Origin of the sequence: Paracoccus sp. SCSIO 75233, from assembly GCF_027912675.1 — a bacterium.
In the GTDB taxonomy this organism is placed as follows: Bacteria; Pseudomonadota; Alphaproteobacteria; order Rhodobacterales; family Rhodobacteraceae; genus Paracoccus.
This window is the reverse complement of sequence record NZ_CP115757.1, coordinates 2,009,373-2,027,786: the sequence shown is the minus strand read 5'-3', so window position 1 is coordinate 2,027,786 and position 18,414 is coordinate 2,009,373. Positions and strand designations below refer to the sequence as shown.

General features: G+C 62.4%; 18 protein-coding genes. 11 read left to right on the top strand and 7 right to left on the bottom strand.

The features are described from left to right. Window positions 1–7 precede the first annotated feature (7 nt). Both PAF12_RS09825 and glyA read right to left on the bottom strand, forming a co-directional pair. The gene (locus tag PAF12_RS09825) at window positions 8–901 is read right to left on the bottom strand and encodes a DUF817 domain-containing protein (RefSeq protein ID WP_271106753.1); all 894 of its coding nucleotides are present in this window, start codon (window positions 899–901) and stop codon (window positions 8–10) included. After that, window positions 898–2,181 carry a serine hydroxymethyltransferase gene (glyA, locus tag PAF12_RS09820; protein ID WP_271106752.1) on the bottom strand — a complete coding sequence of 428 codons (1,284 nt, stop codon included), beginning with the start codon at window positions 2,179–2,181 and terminating at the stop codon, window positions 898–900. The genes PAF12_RS09825 and glyA overlap by 4 nt, the downstream gene beginning before the upstream one ends. Before the next feature lie 114 nt (window positions 2,182–2,295). Between glyA and PAF12_RS09815 the strand changes: the two genes are divergently transcribed. After that, window positions 2,296–3,045: an NAD kinase gene (locus tag PAF12_RS09815; protein ID WP_271106751.1), complete on the top strand. Its 750-nt coding sequence runs from the start codon at window positions 2,296–2,298 to the stop codon at window positions 3,043–3,045. A 40-nt stretch (window positions 3,046–3,085) separates the two neighbouring features. Here the strand turns inward: PAF12_RS09815 and PAF12_RS09810 are convergent, their stop codons facing one another. Further along, the gene (locus tag PAF12_RS09810) at window positions 3,086–3,922 is read right to left on the bottom strand and encodes a universal stress protein (protein WP_271106750.1); all 837 of its coding nucleotides are present in this window, start codon (window positions 3,920–3,922) and stop codon (window positions 3,086–3,088) included. A 261-nt stretch (window positions 3,923–4,183) separates the two neighbouring features. On the opposite strand from PAF12_RS09810, the gene ccoN reads away from it, so the two are divergent. The 8 genes from ccoN (at window position 4,184) to ccoS (ending at window position 12,447) form a co-directional block, all read left to right on the top strand. Further along, window positions 4,184–5,788, top strand: a complete 1,605-nt coding sequence (ccoN, locus tag PAF12_RS09805) for a cytochrome-c oxidase, cbb3-type subunit I (RefSeq protein WP_271106749.1) — start codon at window positions 4,184–4,186, stop codon at window positions 5,786–5,788. Window positions 5,789–5,799: 11 nt separating this feature from the next. Continuing rightward, on the top strand, window positions 5,800–6,525 hold the full coding sequence (ccoO, locus tag PAF12_RS09800; RefSeq protein ID WP_271106748.1) for a cytochrome-c oxidase, cbb3-type subunit II: 726 nt from the start codon (window positions 5,800–5,802) through the stop codon (window positions 6,523–6,525). Between the two features lie 10 nt (window positions 6,526–6,535). After that, window positions 6,536–6,730 carry a cbb3-type cytochrome c oxidase subunit 3 gene (locus PAF12_RS09795; RefSeq protein WP_271106747.1) on the top strand — a complete coding sequence of 65 codons (195 nt, stop codon included), beginning with the start codon at window positions 6,536–6,538 and terminating at the stop codon, window positions 6,728–6,730. Beyond that, entirely contained in the window at window positions 6,730–7,776 is a 1,047-nt protein-coding gene (ccoP, locus tag PAF12_RS09790; RefSeq protein ID WP_271106746.1) for a cytochrome-c oxidase, cbb3-type subunit III, read from the top strand. Before PAF12_RS09795 ends, ccoP begins: the two co-directional genes overlap by 1 nt. A 262-nt stretch (window positions 7,777–8,038) precedes the next feature. Then, window positions 8,039–9,496 carry a cytochrome c oxidase accessory protein CcoG gene (gene ccoG, locus PAF12_RS09785; RefSeq protein ID WP_271106745.1) on the top strand — a complete coding sequence of 486 codons (1,458 nt, stop codon included), beginning with the start codon at window positions 8,039–8,041 and terminating at the stop codon, window positions 9,494–9,496. Between the two features lie 2 nt (window positions 9,497–9,498). Beyond that, window positions 9,499–10,062: a FixH family protein gene (locus PAF12_RS09780; protein WP_271106744.1), complete on the top strand. Its 564-nt coding sequence runs from the start codon at window positions 9,499–9,501 to the stop codon at window positions 10,060–10,062. 1 nt (window position 10,063) lies between these two features. Next, window positions 10,064–12,265, top strand: coding sequence for a heavy metal translocating P-type ATPase (locus PAF12_RS09775; RefSeq protein WP_271106743.1), 2,202 nt, complete (start codon window positions 10,064–10,066; stop codon window positions 12,263–12,265). Further along, entirely contained in the window at window positions 12,265–12,447 is a 183-nt protein-coding gene (gene ccoS / locus PAF12_RS09770; RefSeq protein ID WP_271106742.1) for a cbb3-type cytochrome oxidase assembly protein CcoS, read from the top strand. Before PAF12_RS09775 ends, ccoS begins: the two co-directional genes overlap by 1 nt. Here ccoS and xseA read toward each other — a convergent pair. Next, window positions 12,429–13,961, bottom strand: a complete 1,533-nt coding sequence (gene xseA / locus PAF12_RS09765) for an exodeoxyribonuclease VII large subunit (protein WP_271106741.1) — start codon at window positions 13,959–13,961, stop codon at window positions 12,429–12,431. The two genes, ccoS and xseA, sit on opposite strands and share 19 nt — an antisense overlap. A 141-nt stretch (window positions 13,962–14,102) precedes the next feature. On the opposite strand from xseA, the gene PAF12_RS09760 reads away from it, so the two are divergent. Both PAF12_RS09760 and purD read left to right on the top strand, forming a co-directional pair. Then, the gene (locus PAF12_RS09760; protein WP_271106740.1) at window positions 14,103–14,339 is read left to right on the top strand and encodes an excalibur calcium-binding domain-containing protein; all 237 of its coding nucleotides are present in this window, start codon (window positions 14,103–14,105) and stop codon (window positions 14,337–14,339) included. Between the two features lie 69 nt (window positions 14,340–14,408). Then, window positions 14,409–15,671, top strand: a complete 1,263-nt coding sequence (gene purD / locus PAF12_RS09755; protein WP_271106739.1) for a phosphoribosylamine--glycine ligase — start codon at window positions 14,409–14,411, stop codon at window positions 15,669–15,671. Window positions 15,672–15,960: 289 nt separating this feature from the next. On the opposite strand, the gene PAF12_RS09750 is transcribed toward purD, so the two are convergent. The 3 genes from PAF12_RS09750 to PAF12_RS09740 form a co-directional block, all read right to left on the bottom strand. Further along, a complete protein-coding gene (locus PAF12_RS09750; RefSeq protein WP_271106738.1) occupies window positions 15,961–16,743 on the bottom strand; it encodes a division plane positioning ATPase MipZ in 783 nt (260 codons plus the stop codon). A gap of 105 nt (window positions 16,744–16,848) precedes the next feature. Then, complete coding sequence (locus PAF12_RS09745; protein WP_271106737.1) at window positions 16,849–17,076, bottom strand: hypothetical protein; 228 nt, start codon at window positions 17,074–17,076, stop codon at window positions 16,849–16,851. Between the two features lie 19 nt (window positions 17,077–17,095). Further along, a complete protein-coding gene (locus PAF12_RS09740; RefSeq protein ID WP_271106736.1) occupies window positions 17,096–18,262 on the bottom strand; it encodes a Na/Pi symporter in 1,167 nt (388 codons plus the stop codon). Window positions 18,263–18,414 lie beyond the last annotated feature (152 nt).

Sequence of the window (18,414 nt, the reverse complement as noted above, 5' to 3'; positions counted from 1 at the left end):
GGGCAGGCTATCCCTGCTTCTGCGGCTCGGCAATGGGGGACGCGCCGACATCGGGGCGGCGTGCGCCGATGATGGCACCGGGGGCTGCGATGGTCACGGTCACGAAGCTGACATAAAGCAGCAGATACCATGACCCGATCTTGGCGAGGCTGACCATCTGTGCCTCGGTTTGCCCGGCATAAAGCCAGGTGCCGGTGCTTGTGCCGATATTCTCGGCGATCCACAGGAACAGGCTGGCCATAAACGCCGCCAGCACCATCGGCATCCGGTACCAGCGTCCGGTATTGAACCAGATCATCGTGCGGCCATAGACCAGCACCGTGCCTGCGAACAGCAGCCAGCGAATGTCGGGCAGATAGTGATGGGCGAAGAAATTCACATAGATCGCGACCGCCAGCAGCACAGTCTGCCAGAAGGGCGGGTAGGGGACATAGCGCATGTCGAAATTGCGAATGGCCCGCGCGATGAAAGACCCGACCGAGGCATACATGAAGCCGGAAAACAGCGGCACGCCCGCAATGCGGAATATGGCCGCTTCGGGGTATTCCCATGATCCGGCCCAGGTCTTGAACAGCTCCATTGCGGTGCCGGTCAGGTGGAACAGCAGGATGACACGGGCCTCCGACCAGCTTTCCATGCGCAGGATCAGCAGCAGCGCCTGAACGGAGATCGCAAACAGAAACAGCGCGTCATAGCGTTGCAGCGCCCAATCCGCCTGCCAGATGGTCTTGCTGAGCAGGATTGCAATCAGCAGCAGCCCGCCGAACAAGGCAGACCAGCCCATTTTCAGCGTGAACATGACCAGATCGGCAACGGCACCGGGCAGCCGGGCGCGTGCCCAGTCACCGAGCCGTCGTTCAAGCCGGCGGGTTGCGCCGGCCTGAGATGGATCTGGGCTCACATACCCTCGTAAAGCGGATAGCGGGCGCAGAGCGCCTGAACCTCGGTCTTGACGCGGCTTTCGATCTCCGCATTCCCGTCCTCGCCATTGGCGGCGAGCCCGTCGACGACCTCGACAATCCAGCGGGCGATCTGGCGGAATTCTCCTTCCTTGAAGCCGCGCGTGGTGCCTGCGGGCGCGCCAAGGCGGATGCCGGAGGTGACGAAGGGTTTTTCCGGGTCGAACGGCACGCCGTTCTTGTTGCAGGTGACGTTGGCGCGCCCGAGAGCGGCTTCCGCAGCCTTGCCGGTCACGCCCTTGGGCCGCAGATCGGCGAGGCACAGATGGTTGTCGGTCCCGCCGGAAACGATGTCGATGCCGCCTTTCATCAGTTCATCGGCCATGGCCTGCGCGTTCTTCACCACCTGCGCGGCATAGTCCTTGAAGGACGGATCGAGCGCCTCCTTGAACGCGACCGCCTTCGCCGCGATCACATGCATCAGCGGGCCACCCTGAAGGCCGGGGAACACGGCGGAATTCACCTTCTTCGCGATATCCGCGTCATTGGTCAGGATGATCCCGCCACGGGGGCCGCGCAGGGATTTATGCGTGGTCGTGGTCACCACATGGGCATGCGGCACCGGCGAGGGATGCGCGCCGCCAGCCACGAGACCGGCGATATGGGCCATGTCGACCATCAGCCATGCGCCGACTTCGTCCGCGATCTTGCGGAATTCGGCCCAGTCCCAGACCCGGCTGTAAGCCGTGCCACCGGCAAGGATCAGCTTCGGCTTATGCTCAAGCGCCTTGGCCCGGATGTCTTCCATATCCAGCAGATTGTCCTGCGCGCGGACGCCATAGCTGACCACGTTAAACCACTTGCCCGACATATTCACCGGCGAGCCGTGCGTCAGGTGACCGCCGGAATTCAGGTCCAGCCCCATGAAGGTATCGCCCGGTTTCAGCAGCGCCAGAAACACAGCCTGGTTCATCTGGCTGCCGGAGTTGGGCTGCACATTGGCGAACTCAGCGCCGAAAAGCTGCTTTGCGCGTTCAATTGCAAGGGTTTCGACGACGTCGACATATTCGCAGCCGCCATAGTAGCGCTTGCCCGGATAGCCTTCCGCATATTTATTCGTCAGAACCGAGCCTTGTGCCTGAAGAACAGCCTTGCTGACGATATTTTCCGACGCGATCAGTTCGATTTCATCGCGCTGACGGCCAAGCTCCTTGCCGATGGCGGCGTCGATTTCCGGGTCGGCGGCAGAGAGGGTCTCGGTAAAGAATTGATCGCGGTTCATGGGCGGCTCCTTGGGCTCGGAATAGCGGCGGTTTAGCGGCTTTTTGCGCGCTGTCAAAGCCCCCGCATCGCGATTGCTTCTGGACACTGCCGACGGTGCCGCCATGATGGCGGCATGAAGATGCATTTCATCGCCAGCGAGACCGAAACCGCCCAGAAGGCTTTGGCTGATCTGACCGGATCATACGGCCAGACGCCGTGGCGTGAGGCGGATGTGGTCGTGGCGCTCGGCGGTGACGGGCTGATGCTGAGCGTCATGCACGAGAATCGCGGCCTGCCGGTTTACGGGATGAATCGCGGCACGATCGGCTTTCTGATGAATGATTTTTCCGCCGATGACCTGCCCGAACGCATCGCGCAGGCGGAGGAGACCGTGACCAACCCGCTGGCGATGACCGCGACCACGGCGGATGGCCGCGACTATACGGCGCTCGCGATTAACGAGGTCAGCCTGCTGCGCGCCGGTCCGCAGGCGGCAAAGCTGCGTATCTCCGTGAACGGGCGGGTGCGGCTGGATGAGCTGATCTGCGACGGTGCCTTGCTATGTACGCCTGCGGGGTCGACGGCTTACAACTACAGCGCGAACGGACCGATCCTGCCAGTCGGCTCCGATGTGCTGGCGCTGACCGCGATCGCGGCATTCAGGCCGCGTCGCTGGCGTGGGGCGATCCTGCCGAAATCGGCTGTGGTCCGCTTCGACGTGCTGGAGGCGGATAAGCGCCCGGTGATGGCGGACGCGGATTCGCGCGGTGTCGATTCCGTTCGTGCCGTGGAGATCAGATCGGAGCCGGCGATAAATCACAGGCTGCTGTTCGATCCCGGTCACGGGCTGGAAGAGCGGCTGACCCGCGAACAATTCGTCTGATCCCGGCCGGTACGAAGCCGACCGGGCGCAGATGCCGATCCTACCGTGCCATCAGCACCGGCAGGTTCGATTTGCTCAGCATGCTTCGCGTCGTGCCCCCAAGAATGGCTTCGCGGAAGCGCGAATGACCGTAAGCACCCATGACGATCAGATCGGCGCCGATTTCGGTCGCGCGCTGGCTCAGAATATCGCTGGTCTGGGGCAGGGTCCGGGCAAGAACCGCGATTTCGACATTCACCCCATGCCGCGACAGCATCTGGCTGAGTGCGCCGCCGGGATCGGAGCGTTCCGGCCCGTTTGGCGAGGGATCGACAACCGTGATCTCCACGCTTTCCGCGCGCTTCAGCAGCGGCAGGGCGCGGCGGACCGAGGTCATGGCCTCTTCGGTCTGGCTCCACGCGACAAGGATCTTGTTGCCGAAATTCTGGGGCAGACCGCCTTCCGGCACGATCAGAACCGGGGCAGACCCCTCGAACAGGGCGGCTTCGGTGACGGCCTCGGCTTCGGCGGGGGCGGATTCGGCATAAGGTTGCCCCAAGACCACCAGATCGGCAAAGCGCGCCCGCATGCCGATCAGTGTTGTCAGCCCGCCGACTTGCGCGACCGCGCTTTCCGTCGACCAGCGGATCTCCTCCGCCTCAAGCTTGCCGCGCACGAATTTTTCCAGCTGTTCGGCGGCGTCGAGTGCCTTGTCGATGGCCTCCTGAAACACATAGGCCGAGGCCCCGGCATAGTAGTACCCGGCCTGCGCGTGATCCACGCCGAGGCAGAACACCTCCAGATGCGCGTCTTCCTTGCGGGCGGCGGCAATGGCTGCGTCGAGTTGGGCGGTCTGGGTTTCGTTGGACAGAACGGTCAGGATCGTTTTGTAGGCCATAAGTCGCTCCTTTTGATGCAATGAACTGCGTATCGGCGTGCCTTCATGCGGACAGGCGATCATCGTGCCGTCGCGCCGTTGTCTCATGCGGGTATTATGGGTGCGTCACAAGACAGCATAGATGCGAATTGCTCACATAGACTTGATGCAGATCAAGGATTATAGGGCGGGCCGCTATTACTGCTAGCTTGTGTGAAAGTGCCCGAATTGCGCGTGATGTGCGAATCGGGTGCTGTTTGCACGTCGAAAGGGGACGGGAAAATGTCGGATTATATCAAGCTGATCGTGCTTGGTCTGATCGCAGTCGTAGCCGCAATTGCGGCAGGATACGGTCGCGATCTCGCCTATACGGTCAATATGGCGATCGTAATGCTGTTCGCCGCCAGCTTCTTCATTTATTTTCTGCGCCGCACGGATGAACCGCATCCGGTTGCCGATCAGGGCAGCTATCAGGATGGTGTGATCCGTGCCGGCGTTATCGCGACGGTCTTTTGGGGCGTCGTCGGCTTTCTGGTCGGTGTGACCATTGCCGCGCAGCTCGCATGGCCTGCGCTGAATTTTTCGGATGCAGCCCAAGGCTATCTCAACTTCGGCAAGCTCCGTCCTCTCCACACGTCAGCCGTGATTTTCGCCTTTGGCGGTAACGCGCTGCTGGCAACGTCGTTCTATGTCGTTCAGCGGACCTGCGCGGCGCGGCTCTGGGGCGGCAATGCCGTCTGGTTCGTCTTCTGGGGCTACCAGCTTTTCATCGTCCTCGCCGCGACCGGCTATATCCTCGGCGCAACGCAGTCGAAGGAATATGCCGAGCCTGAATGGTATGTCGACTGGTGGCTGACGCTGGTCTGGGTCGTCTACCTGCTGATCTATCTCGGCACGATCATGAAGCGCCGTGAGCCGCATATCTATGTGGCGAACTGGTTCTATCTGGCCTTTATCGTGACCATTGCGCTTCTGCATGTGGTCAACAACCTCGCCATCCCGGTCAGCATCTTCGGCGCGAAATCCGTGCAGGTCTTTGCCGGTGTGCAGGACGCCATGGTGCAATGGTGGTACGGCCACAACGCCGTGGGCTTCTTCCTGACCGCAGGCTTCCTCGGGATGATGTATTACTTCATTCCGAAACAGGCCGAACGTCCCGTCTACAGCTACAAGCTGTCGATCATCCACTTCTGGGCGCTGATCTTCCTTTACATCTGGGCCGGTCCGCACCACCTGCACTACACCGCGCTGCCTGACTGGGCGTCGACGCTGGGCATGGTCTTCTCCATCATGCTGTGGATGCCGAGCTGGGGTGGCATGATCAACGGTCTGATGACGCTGTCGGGCGCATGGGACAAGCTGCGCACAGATCCGATCATCCGGATGATGGTTGTCGCGGTCGGCTTCTACGGCATGGCGACCTTTGAAGGTCCGATGATGTCGATCAAGGCCGTCAACTCGCTGTCGCACTACACCGACTGGACCATCGGTCACGTCCATTCCGGCGCGCTTGGCTGGAACGGCATGATCACCTTCGGCGCGCTGTACTATCTGGTGCCGAAACTCTGGGGGCGCGAGCGGCTGTACAGCCTGCAGCTGGTCAGCTGGCATTTCTGGCTCGCCACCATCGGTCTGGTGCTCTACGCGGCTTCGATGTGGGTCTCGGGCATCATGGAAGGCCTGATGTGGCGCGAAGTCGACAGCCAGGGCTTCCTCGTGAACGCCTTTGCCGACACCGTTCAGGCCAAATACGCCATGAACGTGGTGCGCTTCCTCGGTGGTACGCTGTATCTGAGCGGTGCTCTGATCATGGCCTATAACCTGTGGGCGACGGTCAATCGTCAGGACCGCGTCCACTCCACGACCGCCACCGTGCCGGCAGAATAAGGGGACGAGCCATGTCAATTCTTGCAAAGCATAAGATCCTCGAAAAGAACGCGACGCTTCTGCTGGTCTGTTCCTTCCTTGTCGTCACGGTCGGCGGCATCGTGGAGATCGCGCCGCTCTTCTACCTCGACAACACGATTGAAGATGTCGAAGGGATGCGCCCCTACACGCCGCTGGAGCTGGCTGGTCGTGACGTCTACATCCGCGAAGGGTGTTACGTCTGCCACAGCCAGATGATCCGTCCGATGCGCGACGAGGTGGAGCGGTACGGCCATTACAGCCTCGCCGCGGAATCCAAATACGACCACCCGTTCCAATGGGGGTCGAAGCGGACCGGGCCGGATCTGGCCCGTGTCGGCGGACGGTATTCGGATGAATGGCATCTGGACCACCTGCGCAATCCGCAATCCGTTGTGCCGGAATCGATCATGCCGTCTTACGGCTTCCTCGAAAACCGGATGCTGACGGGTGAGGATATGGTGCAGCGGGTTCGGACCGAGGCCATGGTCGGCGTGCCCTACACCGACGAGATGATCGAAGTCGCGCGCGAGGATTTCCTCGCGCAGGCCGATCCGTTTGGGGACTCCGAGGGCATGGAAGAGCGCTATCCGAAGATGCAGCAGCGCAATTTCGACCGCCAGCCCGGCGTATCCGAAATGGACGCTCTGATCGCCTATCTGCAAATGCTCGGTACGCTGGTCGATTTCTCGACCTTCGAACCCGACCCGAACCGCTAAGGGGGCAAGGATGGATATCTATAGCCTGATGCGTGAATTTGCCGATAGCTGGGCGCTGCTTGCGCTTGTGCTCGTGTTTCTCTTCGTCGTTTTCTGGGCGTTTCGACCGGGTTCGGCAAAGCTGCACGACGACGCGGCAGAGAGCATTTTTCGCCATGACGAGAACCGGCCCAGCCCGCCGCGATTTGAAAAGGAGGTGGTGTGATGGCTGATAACGACAAGACCAACGAGCATGGCAGCCCGCAAAACCCGGACAACCGGATAGAACTGGAACGCGCGGCGGCGGACAAGGATCACGCATCCGAAATCGCCCAGCAGCAGACCGGAACCGAGGCCGGGGCGAAAAAGCAGCCCGCACAACGCCGCGCCGGTCCGCGTACCGGCAAGCAGAAGGCCGGGGGCATGGTGACCGAGGTCGCCTCCACCGGGCATACTTGGGACGGGATCAAGGAGTACGATAACCCGCTGCCCCGCTGGTGGTTGTGGACCTTCTACGCCACTATCGTCTGGGCGATCCTGTACACCGTTGCCTACCCGGCATGGCCGCTGGTGAACGGTGCGACGCAGGGGCTTCTGGGGACGAACTACCGCAAGGAAGTCGCCGCTGAAATCCAGCGTTATGACGAGGCCAATGCCGATGTGCAGCAGGCCCTTGTCGAGGCTGATCTGAATGCGATCGGGGACAATCCGGAACTGGCCAACTACTCCATGAATGCAGGCCGCGCGGTCTTTGCGACATGGTGTGCACAGTGTCACGGCTCGGGTGCCGCCGGTGCGCGTGGCTATCCGAACCTGCTGGACAATGACTGGCTCTGGGGCGGCTCCCTTGAGGAGATCCACACCACCGTCAGCCACGGCATCCGTAACGAGGATGACGCGGATGCGCGCTATTCGGAAATGCCGCGTTTCGGTGCGGATGAGATTTTGGACGACGAATCCATCGATCAGGTCGTGCAGACGGTTCTCGCCATGTCCGGGCAGGAACATGACGCCGATCAGGCCGAGGCTGGTCAGCAGATCTACGCCGACAATTGTGCGCTTTGCCACATGGATGACGGGACCGGCGACCGGATGCAGGGTGCGCCCGATCTCACCGACGCGATCTGGCTCTATGGTGGTGACGAGGCGACGATCCGCGAATCGGTCTCCAATGCCCGCTTCGGTGTCATGCCCAACTGGTCGCCGCGCCTGTCCGAAGATGACATCCGCGCAGTCTCCTACTACGTTCACAGCCTTGGTGGCGGTGAATAATACAGTAATTTCGGCGGCTTAGGTCGCCGGAATGGTGCCGGCCCCTCGTCCTGTTCGCGCGTTTCCTGAGGGGCCGGCGTCCTTTTCCCGGCAAGAATGGCATCCGGAAAAAATCGCGCAGAATTCCCTTTGGCCGGGGAAGACCGGCCAGAGTAGGAAATTCCGCAGTGAAGATGCATAATTTCTGACGTGGCTTGATGCAGGTCAAGATTTTAAACTGCAATCGACGTTAAGTCACAGGGATCGCAACAGGAGCCAGTGCATGTCGACGCCGGATATGGATCCGCCGAGCCTTTACGCAGCCAGAGAGCCGATTTTCCCGAAAGCCGTACGGGGCCGCTTCCGCCGCCTGAAATGGGCGATCATGGGAATCGCGCTGGCGATTTACTACGTTACCCCCTGGATTCGCTGGGACCGCGGACCCGGAATGCCGGATCAGGCGGTTCTCGTCGATCTTGCGAACCGGCGCTTTTTCTTCTTCTGGATCGAGATCTGGCCGCATGAATTCTATTTCGTGGCCGGGCTGCTGGTCATGGCGGGGCTGGGGCTGTTCCTGTTTACCTCCGCACTGGGCCGGGTCTGGTGTGGCTATGCCTGCCCGCAGACGGTGTGGACCGACTTATTTACCCATGTCGAACGCTGGGTCGAGGGCGACCGGAACGCGCAAATCCGGCTCTATCGCGCGAAATGGGATGCGCGGAAGATCCGGCTACGGGCAACCAAATGGCTGATATGGCTGCTGATCGGGCTGGCGACCGGCGGGGCGTGGGTGTTCTTCTACACCGATGCGCCGACGCTGATGGGCAATCTGCTGACCGGGCAGGCACATCCCGTCGCCTATATGACCATTGCGATCATGACCTTCACGACCTTCTTCTTCGGCGGGTTTGCACGCGAACAGATCTGCATCTATGCCTGCCCCTGGCCGCGCATTCAGGGTGCCATGATGGACGAGGATACCCTGACCGTCGCTTATCGCGAGTGGCGGGGCGAGGATCGCGGCAAGATCCGCAAGGGCGAGCAGACGAAGTCCGATATTCCGCCGGGAGAAAAGGGCGACTGCATCGACTGTTTCGCCTGCGTCAATGTCTGCCCGATGGGCATCGACATCCGCGACGGCCAGCAGCTCGAATGCATCACCTGCGCGCTCTGCATCGATGCCTGCGATGAGATCATGGAACGGATCGGTAAGCCGCGCGGGCTGATCGACTATATGGCGCTCAAGGACGAAACGGCGGAGCGGACCGGGCAGGAGGGCGACTCGCTGCTGCGCCATGTTCTGCGGTTCCGCACGCTGCTGTATTTCGGGCTGTGGTCCGCCATCGGCGTCGGGCTGCTGGTCGCACTTTTCATGCGCTCGCCGTTCGACCTGAACGTGACGCCGGTCAGGAACCCGCTATTTGTGACGCTGTCTGACGGTGCCATCCGCAATACCTACGAGATGCGGCTGCGCAACAAACAGGGCCAGGAAACACCGTTCACGATCGCGGCGCTTGATGAGGATGGTGGCGCATTGCCGGATCTCCAGCTTGCGATTGAAGGGGCCGACGGGAATATTACCGAGGTGCCGGCAGATGAAACCGCGACAATCCGGATTTACCTGACCGCGGCAGCGGGATCGCCCCTGACGCAGGACAAAACCTCCGAGATCATGTTGGTTGTCAGCGATGACACGGGCACGCAATCCGGTGTCGATACTGTTTTTCACGGAAGGAACTGAGCATGGGCCTGTTTGCAGAATTGAACGCACTGATTCTGAGCCTCATTCTCGTGCTGGTCGTGGCTGCGATCTTCTTCTTGCCGTTTCTGCTGTTCACCGGGCGGAAGAAGCTGACCGGCCGCCGGATGCTGCTGGCCTTCGTGGGGCTGTTCGGGGTCATCATCGGGGTGAATATCGTCCTCGCCGTTCAGGCCGTGCAGACCTTTCCCGGGCTGGAGGTCGCGAATTCCTATGTTGCCTCCCAGAATTTCGACCGGGAACGCGCCGCGCAGGAGGCTCTGGGCTGGAACGTCGTGCCCAGCTATGACGGGGAGGTGCTGACCATCCGCATCATGGATCAGCAGGGCATGCCCGCCCCGGTTCAGGCGCTTCGCGTCATCGTCAGCCGCCCGACGCAGAAGCGTGACGATGTGTCGCCTGACATGCGCTATGCGGGTGGTCTATGGGTTGCTGATGTTTCGCTGGCGCCCGGTGCATGGGTCCTGCATCTGGAGGCGGATGCCCCTGATGGCACCATCTTCCGTCAGCGCCTGTCGGATTATCCGGGGTCTATGGTGAGTAGCTGATATGGCGGATCTGAGCGCGGACAGGACATATTCGTCACGGCTCAGCGCCTGTCCCGCCTGCGATGCCGCGCCTCTTGCCATGCGGGTTGCAGACGCCTCGATGAAGGGCGGCGACATCGTCCTGTCCTTGCCAACGGCACACTGCGCGGCCTGCATCACCGATGTCGAACGCGCCCTGAACGGGCAGCCCGGCGTCCGCTCCGCCCGCGTCAATCTGAGTTTGCGTCGGGTGATGATCGACGCGCCCGGACATGAGGCGGCGGAGTTCATTCCGGTACTGGAACAGATCGGCTACGAGGCGCATGAGCTTGATCCCGCTGCCCTGAGTTCGACCGCCGCCGACCGGCAGGGCCGCGATATTCTGATGCGCATCGGCGTGGCCGGTTTCGCGATGATGAATATCATGATCCTCTCCATCGCCGTCTGGGCGGGGGCAGAGGGTGCGACGCGGGATATGTTCCACTGGATCTCGGCGGTCATCGCGCTGCCGACGGTGATTTTTGCGGGCCAGCCCTTCTTCGCAAGCGCATGGCGCAGCCTGAAATCGGGCAGGCTCGGGATGGATGTGCCGATCTCTCTGGCGCTGATCCTCGCCACGGCGATTTCGCTGTTCGAGACCTCGCAATCCGGCAAGCACGCCTATTTCGACGCGGCGGTCATGCTGTGTTTCTTCCTGCTGGTCGGGCGCTATCTGGACTACCGCACCCGCGCCGTTGCCCGTTCGGCGGCGGAGGAACTGACTGCGCTGGAGGTGCCTCGCGCAACCCGCCTTGTTGACGGGATCGAGGAGCAGGTAAATGTCGCAGACCTCACCCCCGGCGACGTGATCCGGGTGCGTCCCGGGGCGCGACTGCCCGCCGATGGCACGGTGATCGCGGGCATGTCGGAAATCGACCGCTCGCTGCTGACGGGCGAAAGCCTGCCCGTGCGGGCCGGCCCCGGTGCGGAGCTGTCTGCGGGGGAGGTCAATCTGACCGGCAGGCTGGATCTGCGCGTCACGGCAGCGGGGCGCGACAGTTCCCTGTCCCGGCTGGCCGATCTGGTGGCGATGGCGGAGGCGACGCGGGGGCATTATGCCTCGCTCGCCGAACGCGCCTCGCGCGCCTATGCGCCCGTGGTGCATCTGCTGGCGCTGCTGTCTTTCGCGGCGTGGATGTATCTGTCCGGCGATTGGCGGATTTCGCTGAACGTCGCGGCGGCGGTGCTGATTATCACCTGCCCTTGTGCGCTTGGCCTTGCTGTGCCGGCAGTGGTGACCTCTGCGTCCGGGCGGCTGTTCCGCAAGGGGCTGCTCATCAAGGATGGCACCGCGCTTGAGCGGCTGGCGGAGGTCGATACCGTCGTCTTCGACAAAACCGGCACGCTGACACTTGGCAAGCCGGAACTGACCAACCTGACCGACCTGCCCGAGGATTTGCGCCCTGTTGCTGCCGCAATTGCTGCGGGATCAAACCACCCCCTGTCGCAAGCGCTAAGCGCCGCACTTCGGGCAGCAGGCGTTTCCGAAGGGGAGATCGACCGCACGACCGAAATCCCCGGCTATGGGGTAGAAGCCGAATGGCAGGGCAGACGCGTCCGTCTGGGCCGCGCCGATTGGGTCGGGGCGGACGCGCCGGATGCGGATGGTCCGGTCAGCGTGCTGGCCGTGGAAGGGTGGTCCCCCGTGGTGCTGCGCTTTGCCGACGCCCTGCGACCGGGCGCGACGTATTGCATCGCGGCGCTGACCGCCCGAGGGACGCGCGTCATCATGCTGTCGGGTGATACGGAGGCAGCGGTTGCTCGCGCTGCCGCCGAACTCGGCATAACCGATTACCGCGCTGGCGTGACCCCGGCAGAGAAAGAGGCCGAGGTCGCATCGCTCGCCCAGTCCGGCGCAAAAGTGCTGATGGTTGGCGACGGTCTGAACGACACGGCGGCGCTGGCCCGCGCGCATGTGTCGATTTCCCCCGCCACGGGGCTGGACGCGGCACGGGTCGCCTCCGACATCGTTCTGACCGGGCAGGAGCTTTCGCCTGTGGCGGATGCGCTCGATATGGCGATGAAGGCGCGGACCCGGATCAAGCAGAATTTCGCGATTTCGATCCTCTACAATATCGTCGCCGTGCCCTTCGCAATGGTGGGGCTGGCCACGCCGCTGCTGGCCGCGCTCGCCATGTCGGCAAGCTCGATCTCGGTCACGCTTAATGCCCTGAGGTTGCGCTGATGGAGATACTTGCGCTGCTTATCCCGGTATCCCTGATCCTCGGCGCAACCGGGCTCGTCGCCTTCATGTGGTCGCTGAAATCACGGCAATACGACGATCCGAAAGGCGATGCCGAGCGGATCCTGTCAGACGAATGGGACGATCATCCGCGTCCCTCCCCGGATCAGAACAAGGATCCCTGAGGGTCGCGATCATTCCGCACCGGCAGCTTGCCATCGGCGAACTCGATCTCCATCCGCGTTGCCTCATTTGCTGCGTCCGCTGTGGTCAGCACCTGACCCGCATCATCCCGGACCACGGCAAAGCCGCGTGCGAGCGTTTGCGTGTAACCCAGCGACACCCGCATCCGGTCCAGCCGGTTCAGCACCTCGTCACGCTGTGAAATTCCCCGACCGAAAGCGGCCTGCATCCGCTTGTCGAGCAGCCCCAGCTTTTCGCGGTTCTCGGCGGATTTCCGGCGGGCGTCGGCGAAAACCCTGCTGCGCCCGTTCTCCAACCGCTGCGTCAACCCGTCCAGCCGGTCCTTGCGGCGATCATTGGGCGCTCTTGCTGCCGTGCCAAGACGCTGCGTCACCGTATCCAGCCCGGTCCGGGTCCGTTCGGTGATCCGCAGCAGCATCGCTGGTGTCAGGCGCAGACCGCTCAGCTGATCACGGCGGCGATGCACGAAATTGCGCAGAGCCGGTTCCAATGCGCTGCCCCGGAAATCCAGCCGCTGCCGCGCCCCTTCGGTCAGCGCCTGCGGCCGGCCGAGCGCGCGGCCCAGATCGACCAGACGCTGCGACATCCGGTCCTGACGCTGACCCATGGCCTGCGTCATTCGCAGCCGTGCCTGCTGTAGCTGCGCCCCAAGTTCGCGCCGCACCGGAACCGCTATCTCAGCCGCCGCAGTCGGTGTCGGTGCGCGGCGGTCGGCGGCGAAGTCGATCAGCGTTGTGTCGGTTTCATGCCCGACCGCTGAAATCAGCGGGATCTGGCTTTCAGCGGCGGCGCGGACCACAACCTCCTCGTTGAAGCCCCAAAGATCCTCCAGCGAGCCGCCGCCACGCGCCACGATCAACAGATCGGGTCGCGGGATCGGCCCGCCCTTGGGCAGTGCATTGAAGCCGCGAATTCCTGCCGCGACCTCACCTGCACTTGCCGCGCCCTGAACGGCCACCGGCCAGATCAGTACATGGCTTGGGAAGCGGTCGCGCAGCCGGTGCAGAATATCCCGGATCACCGCGCCGGACGGCGAGGTCACAACGCCGATCACACGCGGCAGGAAGGGCAGGGGCTTCTTGCGCTCCGCATCGAACAGCCCCTCGGCAGCGAGTGCTTTGCGGCGCTTTTCCAGCATGGCCATCAATGCCCCGGCCCCTGCTGGTTCCAACTCGTCGACGATCAACTGATATTTCGATTGCCCGGCAAAGGTGGTCAGCTTGCCGGTCGCGATGACCTCCAACCCCTCCTCGGGCTTCTGGGTCAGCCGTGCGGCCTGACCTTTCCAGCTGACCGCCGCGATCACGGCCCGGTCGTCCTTCAGATCGAAATAGACGTGACCAGAGCGCGGCATCGACACGCGCCCGATCTCCCCCCGGACGCGGACCCGCCCGAATTCGCCTTCGATCACGCGCTTAACCGCGCCGGAAATTTCCGACACGGAGAGGGGGGGCGTATTGCTGCCGGTTTCCGGCTCTTCAAACAGGTCGGACATGCGACCGTTTTGCCGCAGCGAGGCGCTGTACGCAACGGCCCAGACGGAACGCGGCAGAGGCGAAACGGGGCGAGGCTGGTTTGCGCCGTTAATCAAGGTTAACGTGGCCCGTCAGTTCCTAACCTTCATTCCAGAAAATCCATGACACGCATTCGTATTGTACTGATTTCCTCGTTCCTTTTTGCCGCACCTTCCGTCACGCTCGCCCAGCAATGCGATCCGAATTACGAAGGCGCCTGCGTCCCCGTTGCATCAGATGTCGATTGCGCAGGCGGCAGCGGCAACGGTCCCGCCTATGTGCAGGGGCCGGTCTATGTCGTCGGGCAGGATATCTACGATCTCGACCGTGACGGCGATGGCGTGGGCTGCGAGAACTAGCCGCTTCCTTGCACTGCTGGCCCGCTGCTTCTAATAGGCAGCAACGATCAGCGAAGGCAGGGGCGACAGATGAATATCCTCATTCTCGGCAGTGGCGGGCGGGAACATGCGCTGGCCTGGGCGATCCGGCAGAATCCGAAATGCGACCGGCTGATTGCCGCGCCCGGGAACCCCGGCATCGCGGCCGTGGCCGAATGCGCCGATCTGGATATTCTGTCCCGTGCCGCGGTGTCGGAGTTCGCGCTTGAGAATGCGGTTGATCTGGTGGTCGTCGGCCCCGAAGCCCCGCTTGCCGCCGGTGTCGCGGATGCGCTGCGTGCGGCAGGCGTTCTGGTCTTCGGGCCATCGAAAGCGGCGGCTCAGCTTGAGGCGTCGAAGGCGTTCACCAAGGAAATCTGCGACGCTTGCGGCGCGCCGACGGCGGCCTGGGCGCGGTTCTCCGACGCCGCTGCCGCCCACGATTATGTGTCGCAGCAGGGCGCGCCTATTGTGGTCAAGGCGGATGGCCTCGCCGCCGGCAAAGGGGTGGTCGTCGCGGAAACCGAAGATCAGGCCCTTGCCGCCATCGACATGATCTTCGACGGTGCGTTCGGCGACGCCGGGGCGGAGGTCGTGATCGAGGAGTTCATGCAGGGCGAGGAGGCCAGCTTCTTCGTCCTCTCCGACGGCATCAACTGCCTGCCGATCGGTACGGCGCAGGATCATAAGCGGGTCGGCGAAGGCGACACCGGCCCCAATACCGGCGGCATGGGGGCCTATTCCCCTGCACCGATCCTGACAGACGCGCTGCAACAGCAGGTGATGGACCAGATCATCCGCCCGACAGTGGCAGAGATGGCGGCGCGCGGCACCCCGTTTCAAGGTGTCCTTTACGCCGGGCTGATGATCGATCAGGGGCGGGCGCGGCTCGTCGAATATAACGTCCGCTTCGGCGATCCCGAATGCCAGCCGCTGATGATGCGGCTCGGTGCGCAGGCGCTGGATCTGATCCATGCCTGCGCCGAAGGGCGGCTGGATCAGGTGACGGTCAACTGGGCGGCGGATCATGCGCTGAGCGTGGTGATGGCTGCGAAGGGCTATCCCGGCAGCTACGAGAAAGGCTCGGAAATTCGCGGGCTGGATGACACGGCGGAGGATAGTTTCCACATGATATTCCATGCGGGAACCTCTGAAAAAGACGGCAGAACACTCGCGACCGGGGGCAGGGTGCTGGCCGCCACCGGACGCGGATCAACCCTCGCCGAAGCGCATGGGCGGGCCTATGCCCTGATCGACGGCATTGACTGGCCGGAAGGGTTCTGCCGCCGCGATATTGGCTGGCGGGCGTTGTGATTGGTGTGGTGCGCTGAAGCGCACCCTACATCCGCAATCGCCGTAGGGTGCGCTTCAGCGCACCGTCACAACATCCACAATCGCCGTAGGGTGCGCCTCAGCGCACCGTCACGACATCCACAACCGCCGTAGGGTGCGCTTCAGCGCACCGTCACGACATCCACAATCACCGTAGGGTGCGCTTCAGCGCGCCGTCACGACATCCGCAATCGCCGTAGGGTGCGCCTCAGCACCGTCACAACATCCGCAATCGCCGTAGGGTGCGCTTCAGCGCACCATCACCGGAAGATCAGAAATCCACCTTCACGCCCGGCAGGTTCAGCGTCGTAATCAAATCACGCAACTCCTGCCGCGCCGCGATGTTCGACATATTGAGCGTCTCGCCCCCGACATCTTTCAGATCCAGCAGCGTCAGCCCGCGCGGAAACAGCTCCCGGAACACGACCCGCTCGGCAAAGCCCGGTGCGACCCGGAACCCGATCCGCTTCGACAATTGCGTCAGTGCAGAGCCGACCTTGCGCTTGTTGTGCATCGCCTGCGTCCCGAGCCGGTTGCGCAGCACCACCCAGTCGATCGGCCCGGCCCCTGCCGCCTGCCGCCCCTGCCGCGCGCCCCAGACCATCTCCGAATAGATCGAGGGGCCGAGCACCTTCCCGTCAGGTGCCAGTCGCGCCAGCAGATCGAAATCGATGAAACTGTCATTCATCGGTGTGATCAGCGTATCGGCCAGCATATGCGCCATCTGCGCCAGCCGCGTATGCGAACCCGGACAGTCGATCAGGATGAAATCATGCACCGGGTCCAGCTCCGACATGGCTTCGGACAGCGGATCGGTCTCGTTCGGTGAGGCTGCGTTCAATGCGCCCAGCATCGGCAGCGGCAGGCTCAGCCCTTCGGTTTCGATAAAATGCGCCCGGTTCTCCAGATACCGCCCGAAGCTCCGCTGCCGGATGTCCAGATCAAGCGCGGCGACGCGATGTCCCATCCGTGCCAGCGCTGTCGCGACATGCATGGAGGTGGTGGATTTTCCCGAGCCGCCCTTTTCATTTCCGACGACGATAATATGCGCCACGCTAGGCCTCCGCACTGACCGGGCGGAGCCTATCCGCTAGATGTGGTGAAGAAAAGCGGGCGGCACACAAAAGCTGTGGACAAATTGCCGCCCGCTTCGATCTGATTAAGACTCGCTCTTGCGCAGTTCGGCAGTCAGCAACCGGAAGAAATCGCGCACGCTGCGCAGCCCGGTTTCAGCAGAGTTCATATGCTCTTCAAGATGGTCGATCTCGCGATGCTGGGCGGCCTGATCGCGGCGCGTCAGTTCCGCTTTCAGGTCGGTCAGAGAGGTCTCGGTTTCGCCAATCATTTGCTCCAGCTTCTCGCGGGAGAGGGTGCGTGGTTCAGTCATGGTATATCGCCTTTCCAGTTCAGATCACGGCCGTGATGCCGAGGCAGATTGCCGGGATCACAAAGAATACGCCTAGAATATAGGCGAGCGCGATGGATTTGTTTTCGGACGCCGTTCGCCCCAGCCATTCCGCCGCCCGCACAGGCAGATAACGCAGGAAGGGCAGACCATAGATGATCAGCACGCCAAGCACGTTATAAGTCAGGTGGATGAAGGCGATCTGCAACGCGGCCTCGCTGTTGCCGGTCACGGCAGTGGCGGCCAGAAGCGCGGTCAGGCAGGTGCCGATATTCGCGCCGAGCGTGAAGGGATAGATCTGCTTCAGCCCGAACGCACCCGACCCGGCCAGCGGCACCATCAGCGATGTCGTGGTTGACGACGACTGCACGAGGCAGGTCACGATCGTACCCGAAGCGATGCCCGCAATCGGTCCGCGCCCGATCGCCGTGTGCATGATCTCACGCGCCTTGCCGACCATCAGCCGTTTCAGCAGCTTGCCGATATAGTTGATCGCCAGGAAGATCATGGCGATGCCGACGATGATCAGCAGCACGCCGCCCATGACATTGCCAAGCGAGAGGATCGGCCCGGAAATCGCATCCGTCACAGGCGAAGTTGCTGCCTTCACGAAGTTGAACCCGTCCATCGAGGCATCGGCACCGTTATAGAAGGGCGCGGCAAGAACCTTGCCGATCTTCTCCAGCAAGCCGAACGCCATCTCAAGCGGAAGGAAGATCACCACTGAGAGAAGGTTGAAGAAGTCATGCACGGTCGCGGCGGAAAAGGCGCGGGCGAATTCCTTCTTCTCGCGGACGTGCCCGAGCGAGACGATGGTATTGGTGATCGAGGTGCCGATATTCGCGCCCATAACCATGGGCACGGCCACCGAAACTGGAAGACCGCCTGCCACCAGACCCACGATGATCGAGGTCACGGTAGAGGAGGACTGAATCAGCGCCGTCGCCACGGTGCCGACAACAAGACCGGCAAACGGGTTGGTGGCAAAAGCAAAAAGCTCTTTCGCCTGATCGCCGGTCGCGGTCTTGAAACCGGTCCCGATCAGGCTGACAGCGCAGATCAGCAGATAAACAAGCCCCACAACGGCCAGCCATTGAAGCCATTGGTTCTTCGGTGGCGCGTCGGCCAGCATTTCCGTTTCGGCGTGAAACGTATCAGTATCGGACATAGTCGAACCCTTGTCACAAAATTGTCAGCGCGAATCGGGCGTACAATGACCATGCAATATGTCGACTTTGTGTCCATTCGGTTGGGGCGCGGCGTGTCGTTGACAGTGCTCTGAAAACCAAACAAATGTTTTTTCTGCGCTGCCGCAAAAAG

Coding starts and splice junctions, on each gene's coding strand:
- glyA (WP_271106752.1), bottom strand. CDS start 2,181: ATGAACCGCGATCAATTCTTTACCGAGACCCTCTCTGCCGCCGACCCG.
- PAF12_RS09815 (WP_271106751.1), top strand. CDS start 2,296: ATGAAGATGCATTTCATCGCCAGCGAGACCGAAACCGCCCAGAAGGCT.
- PAF12_RS09810 (WP_271106750.1), bottom strand. CDS start 3,922: ATGGCCTACAAAACGATCCTGACCGTTCTGTCCAACGAAACCCAGACC.
- ccoN (WP_271106749.1), top strand. CDS start 4,184: ATGTCGGATTATATCAAGCTGATCGTGCTTGGTCTGATCGCAGTCGTA.
- ccoO (WP_271106748.1), top strand. CDS start 5,800: ATGTCAATTCTTGCAAAGCATAAGATCCTCGAAAAGAACGCGACGCTT.
- PAF12_RS09795 (WP_271106747.1), top strand. CDS start 6,536: ATGGATATCTATAGCCTGATGCGTGAATTTGCCGATAGCTGGGCGCTG.
- ccoP (WP_271106746.1), top strand. CDS start 6,730: ATGGCTGATAACGACAAGACCAACGAGCATGGCAGCCCGCAAAACCCG.
- ccoG (WP_271106745.1), top strand. CDS start 8,039: ATGTCGACGCCGGATATGGATCCGCCGAGCCTTTACGCAGCCAGAGAG.
- PAF12_RS09780 (WP_271106744.1), top strand. CDS start 9,499: ATGGGCCTGTTTGCAGAATTGAACGCACTGATTCTGAGCCTCATTCTC.
- PAF12_RS09775 (WP_271106743.1), top strand. CDS start 10,064: ATGGCGGATCTGAGCGCGGACAGGACATATTCGTCACGGCTCAGCGCC.
- ccoS (WP_271106742.1), top strand. CDS start 12,265: ATGGAGATACTTGCGCTGCTTATCCCGGTATCCCTGATCCTCGGCGCA.
- xseA (WP_271106741.1), bottom strand. CDS start 13,961: ATGTCCGACCTGTTTGAAGAGCCGGAAACCGGCAGCAATACGCCCCCC.
- PAF12_RS09760 (WP_271106740.1), top strand. CDS start 14,103: ATGACACGCATTCGTATTGTACTGATTTCCTCGTTCCTTTTTGCCGCA.
- purD (WP_271106739.1), top strand. CDS start 14,409: ATGAATATCCTCATTCTCGGCAGTGGCGGGCGGGAACATGCGCTGGCC.
- PAF12_RS09745 (WP_271106737.1), bottom strand. CDS start 17,076: ATGACTGAACCACGCACCCTCTCCCGCGAGAAGCTGGAGCAAATGATT.
- PAF12_RS09740 (WP_271106736.1), bottom strand. CDS start 18,262: ATGTCCGATACTGATACGTTTCACGCCGAAACGGAAATGCTGGCCGAC.